This window comes from Stenotrophomonas sp. S39 (genome assembly GCF_016624665.1).
Taxonomy (GTDB): domain Bacteria; phylum Pseudomonadota; class Gammaproteobacteria; order Xanthomonadales; family Xanthomonadaceae; genus Stenotrophomonas.
The window spans coordinates 14,117-30,849 of record NZ_JACVTT010000028.1 but is presented as its reverse complement, the minus strand read 5'-3'; the positions used below and the strand labels follow the sequence as shown (position 1 = coordinate 30,849).

Annotated in this window: 16 protein-coding genes and 1 tRNA gene; 7 read left to right on the top strand and 10 right to left on the bottom strand. The window is 60.1% G+C overall.

Annotation, left to right across the window (positions count from 1 at the left end; all coding sequences use genetic code 11):
* Positions 1-72 precede the first annotated feature (72 nt).
* On the top strand, positions 73-360 hold the full coding sequence (locus IAE41_RS09585) for a helix-turn-helix transcriptional regulator (protein ID WP_200732975.1): 288 nt from the start codon (positions 73-75) through the stop codon (positions 358-360).
* A 12-nt stretch (positions 361-372) separates the two neighbouring features.
* Here the strand turns inward: IAE41_RS09585 and IAE41_RS09580 are convergent, their stop codons facing one another.
* The gene (locus tag IAE41_RS09580) at positions 373-537 is read right to left on the bottom strand and encodes a hypothetical protein (RefSeq protein ID WP_200732954.1); all 165 of its coding nucleotides are present in this window, start codon (positions 535-537) and stop codon (positions 373-375) included.
* A 238-nt stretch (positions 538-775) separates the two neighbouring features.
* A complete protein-coding gene (locus tag IAE41_RS09575; RefSeq protein ID WP_200732953.1) occupies positions 776-1,624 on the bottom strand; it encodes a DUF6216 family protein in 849 nt (282 codons plus the stop codon).
* A gap of 396 nt (positions 1,625-2,020) precedes the next feature.
* Between IAE41_RS09575 and IAE41_RS09570 the strand changes: the two genes are divergently transcribed.
* Positions 2,021-3,583 carry a MobA/MobL family protein gene (locus IAE41_RS09570; protein ID WP_200732952.1) on the top strand — a complete coding sequence of 521 codons (1,563 nt, stop codon included), beginning with the start codon at positions 2,021-2,023 and terminating at the stop codon, positions 3,581-3,583.
* A 100-nt stretch (positions 3,584-3,683) separates the two neighbouring features.
* The gene (locus IAE41_RS09565) at positions 3,684-3,908 is read left to right on the top strand and encodes a hypothetical protein (RefSeq protein ID WP_200732951.1); all 225 of its coding nucleotides are present in this window, start codon (positions 3,684-3,686) and stop codon (positions 3,906-3,908) included.
* A 7-nt stretch (positions 3,909-3,915) separates the two neighbouring features.
* On the opposite strand, the gene IAE41_RS09560 is transcribed toward IAE41_RS09565, so the two are convergent.
* The 4 genes from IAE41_RS09560 to IAE41_RS09545 all read right to left on the bottom strand — a co-directional run bounded on the left by IAE41_RS09560 (position 3,916) and on the right by IAE41_RS09545 (position 8,531).
* Positions 3,916-4,893, bottom strand: a complete 978-nt coding sequence (locus tag IAE41_RS09560) for a hypothetical protein (protein WP_200732950.1) — start codon at positions 4,891-4,893, stop codon at positions 3,916-3,918.
* 56 nt (positions 4,894-4,949) lie between these two features.
* Positions 4,950-6,866, bottom strand: coding sequence for a DUF4209 domain-containing protein (locus IAE41_RS09555; protein ID WP_200732949.1), 1,917 nt, complete (start codon positions 6,864-6,866; stop codon positions 4,950-4,952).
* A gap of 22 nt (positions 6,867-6,888) precedes the next feature.
* Complete coding sequence (locus IAE41_RS09550) at positions 6,889-8,355, bottom strand: site-specific integrase (protein ID WP_200732974.1); 1,467 nt, start codon at positions 8,353-8,355, stop codon at positions 6,889-6,891.
* A gap of 83 nt (positions 8,356-8,438) precedes the next feature.
* Positions 8,439-8,531, bottom strand: a tRNA-Ser gene (locus IAE41_RS09545).
* Positions 8,532-8,694: 163 nt separating this feature from the next.
* Here IAE41_RS09545 and dnaX point away from each other — a divergent pair.
* The 4 genes from dnaX (at position 8,695) to IAE41_RS09525 (ending at position 12,194) form a co-directional block, all read left to right on the top strand.
* Positions 8,695-10,737, top strand: coding sequence for a DNA polymerase III subunit gamma/tau (dnaX, locus tag IAE41_RS09540; RefSeq protein ID WP_200732973.1), 2,043 nt, complete (start codon positions 8,695-8,697; stop codon positions 10,735-10,737).
* A 6-nt stretch (positions 10,738-10,743) separates the two neighbouring features.
* Positions 10,744-11,064 carry a YbaB/EbfC family nucleoid-associated protein gene (locus IAE41_RS09535; protein ID WP_004154630.1) on the top strand — a complete coding sequence of 107 codons (321 nt, stop codon included), beginning with the start codon at positions 10,744-10,746 and terminating at the stop codon, positions 11,062-11,064.
* 110 nt (positions 11,065-11,174) lie between these two features.
* Positions 11,175-11,774: a recombination mediator RecR gene (gene recR, locus IAE41_RS09530; RefSeq protein WP_200732948.1), complete on the top strand. Its 600-nt coding sequence runs from the start codon at positions 11,175-11,177 to the stop codon at positions 11,772-11,774.
* Between the two features lie 60 nt (positions 11,775-11,834).
* Positions 11,835-12,194, top strand: a complete 360-nt coding sequence (locus IAE41_RS09525) for a histidine triad nucleotide-binding protein (protein ID WP_108747771.1) — start codon at positions 11,835-11,837, stop codon at positions 12,192-12,194.
* 149 nt (positions 12,195-12,343) lie between these two features.
* On the opposite strand, the gene IAE41_RS09520 is transcribed toward IAE41_RS09525, so the two are convergent.
* Genes IAE41_RS09520 through IAE41_RS09505 form a run of 4 tightly spaced genes read right to left on the bottom strand, consistent with a single transcriptional unit; the run spans position 12,344 to position 16,710 of the window.
* Positions 12,344-12,871 (bottom strand): Slp family lipoprotein, encoded by a 528-nt coding sequence (locus IAE41_RS09520; RefSeq protein ID WP_079220835.1) that lies wholly within the window; start codon positions 12,869-12,871, stop codon positions 12,344-12,346.
* Positions 12,868-14,817, bottom strand: coding sequence for a DUF3488 and transglutaminase-like domain-containing protein (locus tag IAE41_RS09515; RefSeq protein WP_200732947.1), 1,950 nt, complete (start codon positions 14,815-14,817; stop codon positions 12,868-12,870). Before IAE41_RS09515 ends, IAE41_RS09520 begins: the two co-directional genes overlap by 4 nt.
* Entirely contained in the window at positions 14,810-15,754 is a 945-nt protein-coding gene (locus IAE41_RS09510) for a DUF58 domain-containing protein (protein WP_200732946.1), read from the bottom strand. The genes IAE41_RS09515 and IAE41_RS09510 overlap by 8 nt, the downstream gene beginning before the upstream one ends.
* Before the next feature lie 2 nt (positions 15,755-15,756).
* A complete protein-coding gene (locus IAE41_RS09505; RefSeq protein WP_079225108.1) occupies positions 15,757-16,710 on the bottom strand; it encodes a MoxR family ATPase in 954 nt (317 codons plus the stop codon).
* Positions 16,711-16,733: the final 23 nt, after the last annotated feature.

Sequence of the window (16,733 nt, the reverse complement as noted above, 5' to 3'; positions counted from 1 at the left end):
TAGCTTACGTTCATCCTTGGTGGCATGAATGCTCCCAACGCCCGCAGTGCCCGAGAAGTCTTTGCCTACCGTATGAAGGAGGCAAGGCAAGTCCTTGGGATGAGCCAAAAAAAATTAGGAGTGGCGATGGGATTGCCCGAAGATGTTGCAGGCGTTCGAATCAACCGATACGAGCGGGCTGTGCATGATTGCGACACGGAGACGGCCCAGAAGATGGCTAAGGCCTTGGGTGTGTCACTGGCCTATCTGTATGCAGAGACAGATCAGCTGGCTGAACTGATCCAGGAGTTCGGACGATTGACTGCCAAAGAGCAGAAAGAACTGCTGGCCAAGGTCAAGGAAAGATCGGCGAAGTCTTGACCCATTTGATCGTCAAATCTGGCCCCAAGGCAGCAGGAGGCGTGCGCTTGGTTTAATGCCACGTAGGGTGAGTTGCCACTTTGCTACCTGCTTTTCAAACAATGCAACGTCATACGGAGCAAATTCGCAAGCCGCAAGGGTATCGAGAACGTCATTGCTGATCGCCATCACCTTCATCCCAGACTTCTGGTGCTATAACAGAAGCAGCTCTGACGCAATCAGATGGAGGTCTTGCGTCTTCTCCGATCTTGTCACTGAGGTATTTTTAGAATCGCCCAAATAATTTATCGAGCGCACAACTCGCAGAGCTTCAAACTTAAGAGAATTAAATTTGTTGACCTTTGCCATGAGTAGGCCTGAGTAATAGCCAGCGATGGTGCCGGGGATCAGCGCCATTGCTAAGTCATAATAGAAACTAGTCATCATTTGCTCTCTCCAACAGTTTTGATCTAGATCCCAAGTCAGGCACCACTACTTCATCTAAGAGGTCCCGAAGTTCTCTCTGGGCAATCCATTCTCGAAGAAGCGAAAAGCTCATGAACGCATACCATGCAAAAATGGCCGCTGCCACTAAGAAGGTTATTCGCTGTTCTGGGAGCTCTTTGGAAAAATGCTTTTCAAGCCCTGGATCGGCCCAAATTTCACAAAGAATGTCGCGGTCATCCTCGTGGAACCCAACTTGGGGCTCTGCTTCATCTTGTTCGTTGCTACAAGATGATTTGTTGATTGTTGCCCTCTGCCCAAAGGGTTGAAAAACGCGGGCTTCGTCCTGCGATAACCAAAGCCAAGTGTCTGTTGCCTTAAGCGAGACAAGCAATTTGCTGCTCGCTGCGACGGCTGAGAAGCCTGCTGTCGCCAGGATCATGACGAGTAAGAAAAATGCAGGAAGCGCGAGCCACGCTCCGTGAGGCACTCGATTAGGATTGAGGGTCAGACTCTTTAAATTAAACGCCCAGCCAGCCCTTCCTATCAGGTCGAGCGGAATGTTCGTTCTATTAGAGAATTTTGATAACTTCTGCGCGTCACGCAGGGTCCGCACTTTCACGCCGTGCGTCATCCTGAAACTGACCAATGCCGTTTGATCTGCCAAACTCTTTTTGATGATAGGATCCTCCACCTCATCTTTGGCGATAAAAAATCGCAGAAGGCGAACATTGACTGGGTGGAACGAGCCTACACGCCAGCATATTATGAGTGCCGCAGCCGAGATCCCGAGGATTGATCCAATCGCAACATCGCGGGTCAAAAAACTAATCCAGTCCATGGAGTGCTCGCCTTCTAATCTTGATCATCACTGCATAGCTTATCGGCAGAGAGAATGGAAAGTTGAGTGTTCGACCGAGTCTCGGTCACCGCTGAATAATGTTGAGAATTTATAATTCATTAAGGTTTATTCAGTCGTTGAGATTGATTGGATAAACGCACCTAATGTTGCCGCCTTAAAGTGGTCGTGGCAAAACCCAAAATTCTATGGAGCAAGAGCCCACATATGGTTTTCGCTCTGCGAAAACCGTGGGCATCGCTTTGCGATGAAAAGAGCAATATTCGACGCGATTAAATCCTCGTGATAATTGTCACGATAAAATATGTTGGCAAGCCTATTTACAAATAAAGTCTAGCGCCTTTGATGTTCACTTCACTAACATGAATTGGGATATCAATGGCGATTTACCACGTCAATATAAAATCATACAGCAGAGGGAAGGGCCACTCATCGGTAGCAGCGGCAGCTTATCGTGCGGGGTTCAACTTGCGCGATACAAAAAATGGCACCGTCCATAAATACAAAGGTAGAGGGGGAGTCGTCTCCCAAGAGATGCTAGCCCCGAAAGGCGCGCCGGACTGGTGCCTTGATGTTCGCTCATTTTGGGATAAAAACGAGATGCACGAGACAAGGTCCAACGCCAGGCTTGCCCGGGAGGTCGAGATTTCTTTACCCAAAAGCTTGGACTCAAAGCAACGACATCATCTGGCGATTGATCTAGGCCGCCTGATGGTAGATCGGTATCAGGTTGCTGTTCTTGTTGCGGTTCATGCACCCAGCAAGAAAGGCGATCAACGCAACCATCATGTTCACCTTCTACTGTCGGCACGCAAGGTCGATGCGACTGGCTTAGGGGAACGAGCTTGTGCTGCTTTTGACGCAAGGCAGGGTGCGGGAGCCGCAGAGATGAAGATCTTGCGGGGCAAGATCGCATCGGTCATCAATGCTCACCTCATCATGGCGAGCGTCAACGCCAGGGTTGACCATCGGACGCTTCGTGCTCAAGCCGCAGACAAGGCGCGGCAGGGTTTGCATGAGGAAGCGCGTGCCCTGTCGAGAGACCCGATACGTCGTATTCCAAAAGACAGCTTTTACGGTAAGAAGAAGGTAAGGCAAGCCGTCTCTGCGGCAAAGAATGCTCCTTCTGTGGCAGGACTACGCTTCACTCAGATTTTAAAAGAGCGTCGCCAAGTCCAGGGAGCCAAGTTCGTCCACCCGGTTCCAGAAACGCACAGCCACGAGGCCGCATTGCGGGATCGAAACAGGGAGGGTCGTTCTCATTGGAAAACTGCCAACTCACCAGAGCAGCCGAGCAGCACGGTTCGTGATCGGATCCCTACTCACTACAACCCGCTTACCCGGCAAGTGTCTAAGGTGTCGCGGCTGTCGCGATCCAAGGGGGCAAGTGCCGAAGTGCTGAACAAGCAGGCCGAACTGATCGAGCAATGGTTGGAGGCTCAGCGAGAAGTTGCAGAGCAGGCACTGGAAATCTTGAACAGCATTCCAGGGATACAGATCGAGCCCTGCTTTGAGCGAGCTTACGCATTAATCCACTCGCGCCGGGCAGACCATTACGGTGGTAAAGGGCTTCTCTTTGAGGATACCGAAGCACTCGGGAGGGCTATGGTGCGCTATGCACGAATGCTGGTCAGTCCCTATCGGGCGCAGTGTGACTACCTAGCAGCCAAGGCCAAGCTTTCAGAGTTCGACTACGAGCCACCGTCACCGGCAGCAGCTAGGGCGCGGCGTCGGATGCTGAGGATGAAGCATCTGGCCTCTTCTGGGGTGATGAAGCGTAGGGAGTGGCGCATAAGACAAACGAGAGCCGCAATGGCTGCGGCCTCGATTTGTATTGGAGTTGGAGACGAAAGTTGTAAAGAGATCCATGACGAAGGCCCGTCTGAACAGACGGCCTCTGCCAATCATCATCGCCAGCTGAGATTTAGGCCGCGATTTTAACGGTTTCCCTAAAAGTCTGGTGTGATAGGGATACAAATGTATTGGCGGTTGACAGAGAACTGTCAACCGCTATGTTAGGAGGGAATAAGTTGGAACGCATATGTCAAGCAAAAGATTAAAGAGAAAGATTTGGATAGCGGCTTACCTTAGGGCTTTGTCCATCGCTGAGCCACAGCGCGCTGCTGAAATCGCCGAGGAATCAGTTGATATTTACTTGGAAAAATTTCCTGATAATAAAGAAGCAGAAAATTTTGACCCGTATGATCCTCGATGCTGGTCTGCCGAAGAACGAGCATCTTTTGAAGAGGCTATGAGAGAAGATTAGTGGAAATCTAACCAGATGGCCCCATCTTTCTCTTTTTTTCTGTAGATGGTTTCACAATTTCTTTTTCTCTTCTCGGCTTCCTCTCAGGAGTTGCGGGCATCGGCGGTTTCTTGGTGGCGAGCTTCTGAAGTTGACTGTTTGTGGGCGCTGGTCGATTTTCTAGCACATAAGCATTTACCAATGACTTCAAATCAGTAGTCCGAGTAATGTGCGAAAAAACGGACCCACTTTTAGACGTGATGATTACATTTATTTCCTCGTCAACGTTGCCGCATAGATAGTTTACATATTCCTGAAAATCAGCCAGCGTCAAACCAAAATGTTGCCAAAAGTGAGCTCCCCCATCGGTGGTTATCAGCCTTGCCTTCTTATTGTCGAGTAGTTTTGGATGTAAAGTGGAAATATCCTGATATTGAATGGAGTCAAATTCTTCTTTTTTGACCAAGCCAAAGCTGTAGGTATCTAAGTGGCTCATTGCTTCCTCTACCTGATGGTCACCTATTGGTAGGGCGCTTGGTGCTGAGAGCCCGCCTAGATGCTTAGTGCCCGCAATGTAGGGGACAATGCAGAAATCGCCACGGGGATCATTAGGCAAGGTGGAATGTCGCCAGAATAAAAAATGATGGCATGCGAGGGATTTATTTAGTAGAGACTCTGCAATTCCTGCAAAAGGTGACTTCGGATTGAGTTTGCCCACCACCCTGAGTAGCCGCCGCACCTTCCGATACGCCCACTTTGGATTCGCTTTGCTAGTTCTGTCGAGGATTTTTCTCTTGGTCCATTCGTCTTTAATGGTCGCTCCCGTAGACTTTATTTCAAAGATATAAAATCTATCATCGAAAGCTACCTCAGCATCTCCTTTCTTTTTTTCAGCCTTGCCTTCCAATGAAAGAAAGAGATCAGGAGACTGTCTTTTCGGTCTCAAGTTGCGCCACTGCCAATCGCGAAATGCAATTACTACAGAGTTCTCTGCTAGCTGAGCCATGTGTCACTCCTTTCGCTAAAACCGTTTTAAGGTTGAAAAAATGTCCTTTTGCGGTATTAGGGTGAACTTTCCTCCTGCTGATAGAGGGCGGTCTCTTCCAATAGGCTACTACGGTAAGGCCACAAGATGAGTCTGAGAATCGTCCACCACAGTACGATCGTCGCAGTAGATGCCAGTTCATCATCATTCATCAGCCCATGTCCGTAGCGGTTTCGAAGATTGTGCCCCGCCTTGTGGGTGAGAATTGCTTTGAGCTCCAAAACCAAGTCAGGAAAGAGAACCTTAGATACCTCTGGGTGATCTAACAGCTTATTCAGAGATTTCTCTTCCTCCCCATGCTCCTCCACTGAAACAGTGCTTACATTGCAGCGTTTGAAAGCGGCACGAATGAAGGGCTCTGCTTGGGGGATAAGGAAAACTGCCGCCTCGTGCCAGTTGTGATCTAGCCCTGCCAAAAGTCCACGAGACAAGGTCCAGCGGTGTCCTTCTGGCACACAAGGCGATTCGCTGACGATTGCCATCACTTCGTTTAATGAAGGCTCGAAGCGATGGCGAACAATGTTGATGGCATGAATAATGGCAACATCAGCCAGGAGCGGATGATGGAACTCGCACAGGCTCTGCACCATATGCCTTTCCATGCTCTCTTCGTCGTTGATGTCAAGGGGCGCTGATCGAACGAGTGGAACACCGTCGCGATTGTAAGTAACACGGGCGAAAAGATGCTGGAAGAGATATTTTTCGTTCGATTCTATTACCTCCTGCCGAATTGCCTCTGCTGAGCTAAATTGGGAAAAAGCGAAGGCAACTTGCAGGAGCGCGCGTGGAAATGTGTCCGCATCAACCCTCCTGCCAATGTCTTCGACAAGGTCTTTGACGTCAATGGGGTGACTGATTACATGCATCTCTTCGTGAATGGCTTGGCGGACATCTGCAAGCTCAATTTGTAATTGCCTGATAGCATCTCGATCTCCACCATGGCGGCGCAAGATCGCAATGCCTTCGCTCATCCATTCGGCTCGCACCATCGCTTGACTAGGTTGCCGCGATTTGGTGATCAGCGCCTCACCAGATTTGAAATAGCAGGCCTTAGATCGAGCAGCGTTTTTGGCCGTGTTCCAAAGACGTGCGGCATGGTTGAATGCCCTCGAAGCAAAATCCATTGCGCTTGGATCGGGATCGCTACACCAGAACTCGGCTAGGTCTTCCAGTTTTTTTGCGTTTGAAGATGCTAAGTCTGGCCGTCTTTGGATGATCTCCTCTGCCAATGGGAAGAGAATTCCCAAAAAGCGCTTTTCAATTGCTACGTCGAAAGCTGACTGAATTGTTGTCCAAAGGTCGGCTTGAAAGACCGGATCCTTCTTGGCATAGATCCAGCCCAATTGGAGCGCTCTTTGAAGATACTTGACCGCGTCCATTGCTCGGACCGGCTCGGTGCCGTCAATGAACTTCTTGGCCTCTTCCAAGTAGGCGTGCGCTGCAACTGGGCCAATCCTCCATTCCGGGACACCGAGCTCACGTCCAGCCACACAAGCGACGTCTGCGATGCGCGCTCGGAGCCAGGAGCTTGAACAATTTTCGGCCATTTGGTGAAGGAATTTGACATCTTGTTGGTCAAGATGCTCTGGTATCGCCGTGCTCTTATTGCCATCTCGCATCAACGCGGTGAACGGCTTCGATGTCGTTCCCGTCAGGTGCATGGAAATGACGGCAGCTAAGAGTTGAAGTAGGCCCGCCTTCGCCAAGTCACCTTGGTCTTCGAGGGCTTTCGCTCTCTCCCGAACCGCTAAAACTGCCCCGTAGCGATGCATTGTCCAGTCATGATCGCGAAGCTCACCCTCCCAATCAAAGTGCGTCAGCGCCTCCTCTGGAATTCGGTGTTTAATAATTCCAGATGCTTCAACGGCCGTGGCGTCTTCGGAGACTGCTGATTTTTTGTTTTCAGGAGAGGCCTGATTGGCTTCGTTTGACATCATTGTCTTCTCCAAATTCCGTTTATTTTTTAAAATTCGAAAGGCGGTTGATCTTCAATCCATAATTCACAGCACCTAGTCCGCCAGCCTGAGAGCCGAGTCCAAAGAGCTTTTCCGCATTGGTGAACTCACGGCTATAAGTTGCATGATGCTCATCGTCGAGTTCGTGCCCAACGATCTGAGCCCGCAGTTCCGAGGCCACACCTGCGCCTTGCATCTCTTGAATAAGGGTCTTGCGCAGTGAGTGGAAGCCTCGTTTTGCCTTAGGCCAGTTCTTTCCCACTTCCGCAACATGACGACTGAACGCCTTGCTGATCCAGTTGCCTGCGCCATTCGTTGCGTTGGCTTTGGCTTGTGGGAAGAGCCGATCATGACCCTTGGATCGCAGCTCTTCGGTCCACTCCCAAAATCCAAGCTTCAAGAGGTCGGGATGGATGGGGACAGTGCGGAGACTCGATTCGGTTTTGACCTTTTGGAACTCACCTTCATCATTGATGCGGATGCAGACAATGTCGCCGTCTTTGAAAACGTCAGAAAGCAAAAGCTGACCAACTTCCGAGGCTCTTGCTCCTGTGTAGAGCCCAATCAATGACGCCCAACGGGCACTCGGAGAGAGCTTTTCAAAATTACTGGGGTCAAAAAGCGCCTGGATCTGATGCAAGTCATACGCTTTGAAGCCCAGCTTGCGTCGAACACGTTTTTCGCGAACGGAGTAAGTAATGTGACCACTGGCTGGGTTATCTTCTTGCGGGTAGTAGCCGGACGCCATGCACCACTCGAAAAACCCACCCTTACCGCCAATGTAACTCTGCTTATTGGTCAAAGTGGGGGTCGAAGCACCACCCTCCCGCATGTGCTGATACCACCGAGCAAGATCGGGTCGCTTGATCGTGTGGACCTTCGTTTTTTCGCCGATAAATTTGACGAAGAAGTCGATCGCAGATTTTTTGATGACATAGGTCTTCGGAAGCGTCGTGGCTTTCAAAGAGGCCAGCCATCCATCCCGGGCTTTGCGAAGAGAGATGACTTCGGCCACGTTGGTTTTTGCTTCTGGCTGGTGAACAAGATCTGGGGGAAGAGCGCCAATGCCAGCTACTTCCGAAGCCGCGTTCCAGACCTGAGCTTTCCGGAAGAGCCGGACGTCTTCCTCGTTGTCGATCTGCCAGCGCTCAGTCACCGTCCCATTGGGCGCTTGGGTGCGATGAAGCGTCAGATCTTGCCGCCCCGTTTCCTTGGTCAAACGCTCGATGAGCGCGTCCACGTCCTTAGTGGTCATTCGGTCCATTGGCAGTCCCCTAACTGCATCGAAGACCTGAGCATAGCGCGACGCCAAGATGATCGCCTGCACCTGGGCTTGGCGCAGATCCGTGGTTCGCAGACTTCGCTTGACGACCGTCCGGCCAAGCTTGGCATGGAGATCTGAGGGGACTCGCTGCCGGAAGGACCAGCGGCCACCGGGGGAGCGGATGAGATGATGGGGAATTCGCATCGGGTTGTGTCCCGATTTGTGTCCCGTCTGATGCTCTCCCAGAAAAGCAAAAACCCCTGCGTAAACAGGGGTTTGCATTTATCTGGCGGAGAGAGGGGGATTCGAACCCCCGAAGCGCGGTTTAGACGCTTACACACTTTCCAGGCGTGCTCCTTCAACCACTCGGACACCTCTCCGGATCCCTGCCACCGGCAAACGCCTCAGCAGGGGCGCAGATTCTAGCGGGCGGCGCGGCCATACACAAGCACCCCCAGTCATCGATGTGCAGTGGGCGTGCCGGAGGCGAGGGGGCTGGACAGGCATGGCACAATGGAACATCCGATGGAAGACGGTGGCCTGATGTCCTATCTCGTGCTTGCCCGCAAGTGGCGTCCGAAGCGTTTTGCCGAGCTGGTGGGCCAGGAACACGTGGTCCGTGCGCTCAGCAATGCGCTGGACAGCGGCCGGGTCCACCACGCGTTCCTGTTCACCGGTACCCGCGGCGTGGGCAAGACCACCATCGCGCGCATCTTCGCCAAATCGCTGAACTGCGAACAGGGCACCAGCGCCGACCCGTGCGGCCAGTGTGCGGCCTGCCTGGACATCGACGCCGGCCGCTACATCGACCTGCTGGAAATCGATGCCGCGTCCAACACCGGCGTGGATGACGTGCGCGAGGTGATCGAGAACGCCCAGTACATGCCCTCCCGCGGCAAGTACAAGGTCTACCTGATCGACGAAGTGCACATGCTTTCCAAGGCGGCGTTCAACGCGCTGCTGAAGACGCTGGAAGAGCCGCCGGAGCACGTGAAGTTCCTGCTGGCCACCACCGACCCGCAGAAGCTGCCGGTCACCGTGCTCAGCCGCTGCCTGCAGTTCAACCTCAAGCGCCTGGACGAGGACCAGATCCAGGGGCAGATGACCCGCATCCTCGCCGCCGAGGAGATCGAGGCGGACGGCAGCGCCATCGTGCAGCTGGCCAAGGCCGCCGATGGCAGCCTGCGCGACGGCCTGTCGCTGCTGGACCAGGCGATCGCCTACGCCGGCGGCGCGCTGCGCGAGGACGTGGTGCGCACCATGCTGGGCACGGTCGACCGTACCCAGGTGGCCGCCATGCTCGATGCACTGGCCGAGGGCGATGGCCCGCGCCTGCTGCAGGTGGTGGCCGCCCTGGCCGAATTTTCGCCGGACTGGAGTGGCGTACTGGAAGCGCTGGCCGAAGGCCTGCACCGCATCCAGGTGCAGCAGCTGGTGCCCGGCGCCGCCGCCCCTGCCGAGGGACTGGATGCCGCCGCCTTCGCCGAGCGCCTGCGCCCGGAAGTGGTGCAGCTCTGGTACCAGATGGCCCTGAACGGTCGTCGTGACCTGCCGCTGGCCCCCAGCCCGCGTGCCGGCTTCGAGATGGCGGTGCTGCGCATGCTGGCGTTCCGCCCGGCTGCTGCGGTGCCGCCGGTACCGAAGACGGTCGAAGGGGCTGTTGGTGGCGGCGCCAGCGGCGGCAATGCCGGCGGTGGCCATGCCGGTGCCGGCAGCCAGGATGCCGCGCCTGTGGCTGCGGCCGCCGCGGCGGGCCCGGTGGCCGTGGCCGAGGTGACCGCGCCGGTGCAGGCCGCGCCGCGCGAGCCTGACCCCGAACCTGAGCCGGCTCCGCAACCTGAGCCGGACCCGACGCCGGAGCCTGAACCGGTCCCGGTGCAGGAACCCGAGTCGCCGCCGCCGGTGAAGGCCGAAGCGGCGCCGCAGGCGGCCGACGACGATCTGCCGCCGTGGGCCACGGATGAGGCCGAGGCTCGCGATCAGGCGCTGGCCGAGGAGATCGACGTGCCGGTCGTGATGGCCACCCCGGAAGCGGCCATGGTCGCGCCGTGGCAGGAGCCGCCGGCCCCGGCACCGGTTGCTGTGGCGGCCGAGCCGGAACGCACGTTCCAGGCCGAAGGCATCGCGATCGCCCCGGCCCCACCGAAAGCGGCACCCGCGCCGCTGGCGCAGGAGGGCGTGTCCGATCTGGCCAGCGCCGAGGACTGGCTGGATCTGGTGGCCAACAGCGGCCTGAGCGGCCCCTCGCGGCAGCTGGCGGCCAATGCCGCCTTCATCAGCTGCCAGGGCGGTACCTTGAAACTGGGCCTTTCGCCCGGATTTGAATACCTGCGTTCCGAACGCGCGCTGTCCGCCCTGGGCGAAATGCTGGAAAAGGCCCTGGGCCAGGCGCCGAGGATCGTGGTCGAGACCGTGGAAACCGAACACGTACCGGCCGAGACCCTGCACCAGCGTGCCGACCGCCAGCGTGGCGAGCGGCAACAGGCCGCCGAGGCCATTTTCATGGACGATCCGGAAGTGCAGCTGCTGATCCAGCAGCATGGCGCCCGGGTTGTTTCCGATTCCATCCGTTCTTTTGACGAGTAAGACACTATGCGCGGCAACATCGCCCAACTGATGCAGCAGGCCCAGAAGATGCAGGAAAACCTGCAGAAGGCCCAGGAAGAAATCGCCAAGATCGAAGTGACCGGCAGCGCCGGTGGCGGCATGGTCAGCGTGACCCTGACCGGCGCCAAGGAGTGCCGCAAGGTGCGCATCGACCCGTCGCTGGCCAGCGATCCGGAAATGCTGGAAGACCTGATCGCCGCCGCCTTCAACGATGCGTCCAACAAGATCGACGCCGAATCGAAGTCGAAGATGGGTTCGGCCACCGCCGGCATGCAGCTGCCGCCGGGCATGAAGCTGCCGTTCTGATGTTCAGCGTGGCACCCGTGCAAGCGGGTGCCATCGACCGCGTAGAGTCGAGCTTGCTCGGCTGTTCCAACCTTCAGTCGAGCAAGCTCGACTCTACAAAGCCTGTCGCCGTGTCCGCACCCCTGCTTGAACAACTTATCGATGCACTGCGGGTGCTGCCTGGCGTCGGCCAGAAGACCGCGCAGCGCATGGCCTACCACCTGCTCGAGCGCGAACGCGAAGGCGGGCAGCGCCTGGCCGGAGCGCTGGCGCTGGCGGTCGAACGCATCGGCCATTGCGCGCAGTGCCGCGATTTCAGCGAAACCGAGCTGTGCCCGACCTGCGCCAACAACAGTCGCGAACGCAGCCAGTTGTGCGTGGTCGAATCCCCGGCCGATCGCCTGGCCATCGAGAATGCCACCGGCTTCCGTGGCGTCTACTTCGTGCTGCAGGGCCGGCTGTCGCCACTCGATGGCGTCGGCCCGCGCGAGCTGGGCCTGGAGCAGCTGGAACAGCGGCTGGCGCAGGGCGAAGTGCAGGAGCTGATCATCGCCACCAGCGCCACCGTTGAAGGCGAAGCCACCGCGCATTACCTGGCCCAGCTGGCGCGTGCGCGCCAGGTGCAGCCCAGCCGCCTGGCGCAGGGCCTGCCATTGGGTGGCGAACTGGAATACGTTGATCGCGGCACGCTGTCGCATGCGTTCGGGACGCGCAGCGAATTCCGCGATTGACCGCGGCCGCGCGTGGCGTGGCCGGCCTACAATGGGGAAGACATCACGCCGAGGCCGACCATGAGCACCGAAACCCTCTTCAGCAAGATCATCCGTCGCGAGATCCCGGCCACCATCGTCTACGAGGATGACGAGGTGCTGGGCTTCAAGGACATCGCGCCGCAGGCGCCGGTGCACGTGCTGTTCATTCCGAAGAACGAGATCATCCCGACCCTGGACGACCTGCAGCCCTCGCAGGCGCACCTGATCGGCAAGCTGGCCCTGGCCGCCGCCGCGTATGCGCGCAGTGAAGGCTTTGCAGAAGAGGGCTACCGCATCGTGATGAACTGCCGCGAGGATGCCGGGCAGACCGTGTTCCATATCCACATGCACCTGCTGGCCGGTGCGCCGCTGGGCCATTTCGGTACGCCGGGGCGTTGAGGCAGCCGCATCCATGGTTTCCGTGCCGACCAACGGTCGGCACCCACCGTAGATGGCGGGTTTTCAGTAGATCCACACCATGCGTGGATGGCGCCAGCAAAAAAGGCCGCCCGAGGGCGGCCTTCTGCATCACGTCAACCGTCGCGGGCTTACCACCAGCCCCAGCCACGGTAGCCGCCCCAGTACGGGCCCCACGGACCCGGGCCCCACGGGCTGTACGGGTAGGGCACCACATCGACCTGGCGCTGTTCCGGCCACAGGTAGATGACGTCGGCCGAGAGCTTGGGCAGGCGGTAGTCGTACTCGCCGATGCGGGTGTTGGCGTAACCATCGATCTTGCCGATGAAGGTCACGTCACGGCCTTCCTCGAAGACGGCCGGGTCGTAGAAGCCGGCGCGGCAGGCGATGAAGCGGCCGTCGCTGGCGTCGGACGAGGTGGTGTTCGGGCGGCCACTGCCATTGAGCGGGCGCGAGATGATCTGGAAGCAGGTCTCGCCCTGGCCGGGCTGGGTTTCAATGATGCGGCCACCCCAGCGAACGGGGGTGCCGACCTGCTGGGTGGCAACCGAGTCGCGCGGGGAAACCACGCTGAACTGACCCTGCAGCGGCTTGGGGGCCGTGGCGCAGGCCGACAGGGCCAGGGCGGCCACGGCGGTGAGAAGGAACTTGGTGTTCATGAAGTAGCTCCGGAAGTCGGGCGATGCCTGCGCAGGTCCCGCAATAATGGGGCGAGCTCGGTTCGAGTACCAGCGTAGCGCGCTTCGGCGAAACGCTGGCTGAGTGCGATGAGGGCCGGATCGGGGCGCTGGGCGTGCACCCGCTGGGCCCAGGCCAGGGCCGGTTCGTGCGCCTCGCGGGCCAGCCCCAGCCGTGCGTAGCGACGGCCCAGCCGGTGCCAGGCGCGCAGCAAGGGGTCTCGCTCGCGTTCGCCACGGGCCAGCAGCCAGGCCATCCAGCCCAGCGCCAGCATGGCGGCCGCCACGAACCCGGCCAGCAGCTGGCCCGGGCCCAGGTCATCCAGGCCCAGCGGCTGCAGCAGTTGCTGCTGGCGGCGGGCGTCGAAGGACAGCACCAGGTCGTTCCAGCCCCGGCGCAGCCAGTCGCCGAGCTGGCCAGCCTGCAGCCAGCGCTGCTGCAGATTGAGGTCGCCGCCTTCGGGAAGGCGGTCTTCCAACGTATCGAGGATGCGCTCGGGTGCCACCGCTGCGGTCGGGTCCACCCGCACCCAGCCACGCTGGGGCAGCCAGACCTCGGCCCAGGCATGGGCATCCATGCGCCGCACCACCCAGTAGTGACCCACCCGGTTGCGGGTGCCGCCGGCGAAGCCGGTCACCACGCGCGCGGGAACGCCGGCATTGCGCATCAGCACCACGAAGGCCGAACTGAAGTGCTGGCAGAAGCCGGCCTTGTAGCCGAACAGGAACTCATCCACCGGATCGCGCCCGGGCGGCGGCGTCACCAGCGTGTAGGAGAAATCAGCCTTGATCCAGTCCAGCGCGCGGCGGACCACGGCGGCATCGTCGGTGCCGGCTTCCTGCCGCCACTGCCGGGCCAGCGCCGCGGTGCGCGGGTTGAAGTTGGCCGGCAGCTGCAGCGCCGCCCGCCGCTGGTTGTCCGGCAGGTCGGCATCGAAGCGTGCTGCGGGTGCCGAGTGCAGGCGCCAGCGGCTCAGCGCCGACAGCGTGCGCTGGCTGGCCAGGCTCATCTCGGCATTGAGCATCGCGCCTTCCGGCGCCGCCGTGGGCAGGTCCAGCGCAACCAGCAGGCGGCGGTCCGTCGGCTCGTAGTCGATCTGGTAGTCCCAGCCCTGGCCTTCGTGCGCCACCTGGGGCATGGGCCGGTAATCGGCGTTGCGGTCGCGCGTCCAGACGTGGCCATCGAACCGGCTCAGCACCGGTCCGCGCCAGTAGCGCTGCTCGGGTTGGGGCGCGGCACCGAAGAACTGCACGCGCAGTGCCGGGGTGTCGTCGGCCATCAGGTCCAGCCACTGGTCCGGCTCCATCGATTCGGACAGGCCCGGCGTGCCGACCGCGCGCTCGGGCACGCCCCACAGCGGCGAGGTCAGCCGCGGGAACAGCCAGAAGCAGGCCAGCGCCAGCGGCAGGCCGATCAGCAGCAGGCGGCCGACGCCGCGCACCTGGCCAGTGAGCGGCAGCGGCGCGCTGCGGCCTTCGTTGTGGGCCAGCCGCTGCAGGGCGAGCAGGGCGGTGACGCCGGCCAGTGCGGCCAGCAGGGTGGTCAGCGGCCCCTGGTCGAGCAGGAAGGCGGCAAACGGCGCGAACAGGGCGAAGCCGAGCAGGCTGCGTGCATCGCGTACGCTGCGCAGCTCGCTGGATTTGATCGCCAGCATCGCTGCCAGCAATGCGCAGCCGGTGTCACGCCCCGGGCGCACCGCGCCCATCTGCCAGACGATGGCACCCAGCATGGCCAGCACCAGCAGCAGGCGCACCGGTATGGGCAGTACGCCTCGCAGCGACAGCGCAGCGGTGGCCACGCCCGCCACCGCGATCAGTGCCGCCAGCGGCCCGGGCAGCTGCAGCAGCAGGGGCAGCAGTGCCAGCGCAGCGCTGGCCAGGGTCCAGCCACGTGCATTGCGATCCAGCAGGAGGGCGGGCTCAGTCATGGGGCATCAGTGCCAGTGCGCGCAGGCACGCTTTATGGTGGCTCGCGCCCTGGCCGGGGCCGAGCGCGGGCTGGCCGGGCAGCAGCAGCGTGTAGCGGCGCCCTTCGCGTTCGGCGCTGTCGACCCAGCGCGCCAGGCGCGAAATGCGCACTTCCGTCGGCAGCGTGGCCAGTGCACGCCAGTCCAGCACCACTTCGATGCCGACCGGCTTCTCGTATTCGCGCACCAGCAGGGTGTCGCGCCGTGCCGAGTGTTTCCAGGCAATGCTGCGCGGCGGATCGCCTGCGCGGTATGGGCGCAGCTGGTGCAGTTCTTCGCCGCTGGCATGGGCGCGGGTGTGCAGCGGGTCGCTGCCCTGTTCGGGCAGGGGCTGCGCCACCGCTTCGGCCACCGGGTGCACCAGCAGCGGTTGTTCCGGCCACACCCAGGACCATGCGCGCACCAGGCCCAGCGGCTGCGTGCTGGACAGGCGGATGCGTGGCAGATCGAGCCAGCCACGGTGTTCGGTGGGCACGTCCAGTTCCACTTCGCCCCGGCCCTGTGCGGGAAGGTCGGTCCAGGCCTGGCTGTCGCCGACCTGCAGTTCCAGGCCGTGCCGTGGCCGCGGATCGCGCAGCGACAGGTCCACGCGCAGGCGCAGCGGCTGGCCGGCAGGCACCGGTTCGGCCGAGATCGCATCGACCTGCACGCCCGACAGCTGCAGGTGGGCGGCGATGGTGCTGGCGATGGCGGCTGCCGCCAACAGCAACGCCAGCAGCAGGGCCGGGTTGTTGTTGTAGTTCAGTGCGCCCAGCAGCATGGCCGACAGCAACACGGCCACGAACAGCCCGAAGCGCGTGGGCAGCACATAGATGCGTCGGCGGTGGAGCCGCTGCGGCAATGCTTCGGGCGTGCGCGGGCGCGCCAGGCGCAGCAGGCGTGAGCCGCGTGCAGGCATCCTCAATCCACCGCGACGGTCTGCAGGATCGCGCGCGCCAGCGCCGGCCCCGTGTTCGACTCGGACTCGCCGACCAGGCGGTGGCCGGCCACGGCGACGAACAGGGTCTGCACGTCTTCGGGCACCACGTGGCCGCGGCCGAGCAGCAGCGCGTGCGCCTTGGCGGCGCGCAGCAGGGCCAGGCCTGCACGTGGCGACAGGCCCACGCGCACGCCGGCATGCTGGCGGCTGCGGGTCAGCAGGGCCTGCACGTAATCCACCAGGGCGTCGCTGACGTGGATCTGGCTGACTGCAGCGCGCAGTTCGCGCACCTGGTTGTCATCCAGCTGCGGCACGGCACGCGCGATCAGGTCGCGGCGGTCGGTGCCGCGCAGCAGCTCGCGCTCGGCCTGCGGGCTGGGGTAGCCCATGGCCAGCCGCAGCAGGAAGCGGTCCAGCTGCGAATCGGGCAGCGGGAACGTGCCGGAGAGATCGACCGGATTCTGCGTGGCGATCACGAAGAACGGATCGGGCAGCGGATGGGTCTGCCCGTCCAGGGTCACCTGCTGTTCGGCCATCGCCTCCAGCAGTGCGCTCTGCGTGCGCGGCGGCGCGCGGTTGATCTCGTCGGCCAGCAGCACGTGCGAGAACACCGGGCCGGGGTGGAACTGGAACTGGCGCGTACCGGCGTCGTAGACCGATACGCCCAGCACATCGGCCGGCAGCAGGTCTGAAGTGAACTGCACGCGCTGGAAGCTCAAGCCCAGGCTGCTGGCCAGTGCATGGGCCAGCGTTGTCTTGCCCAGGCCGGGCAGATCTTCGATGAGCAGATGGCCACCGGAAAGCAGGGCGACAAAAGCCAGCCTGACTTCCGGCACCTTGCCGAGCACCAGTGCATTGACCTGATCCTGTGCCTCCCGCAGGGCCTGGCGCAGTTGATCGGTTAGCATGCTGGGCATGGGGGACGGAGCTGGCATGGTCGTCTCACGTTCGGGAACCA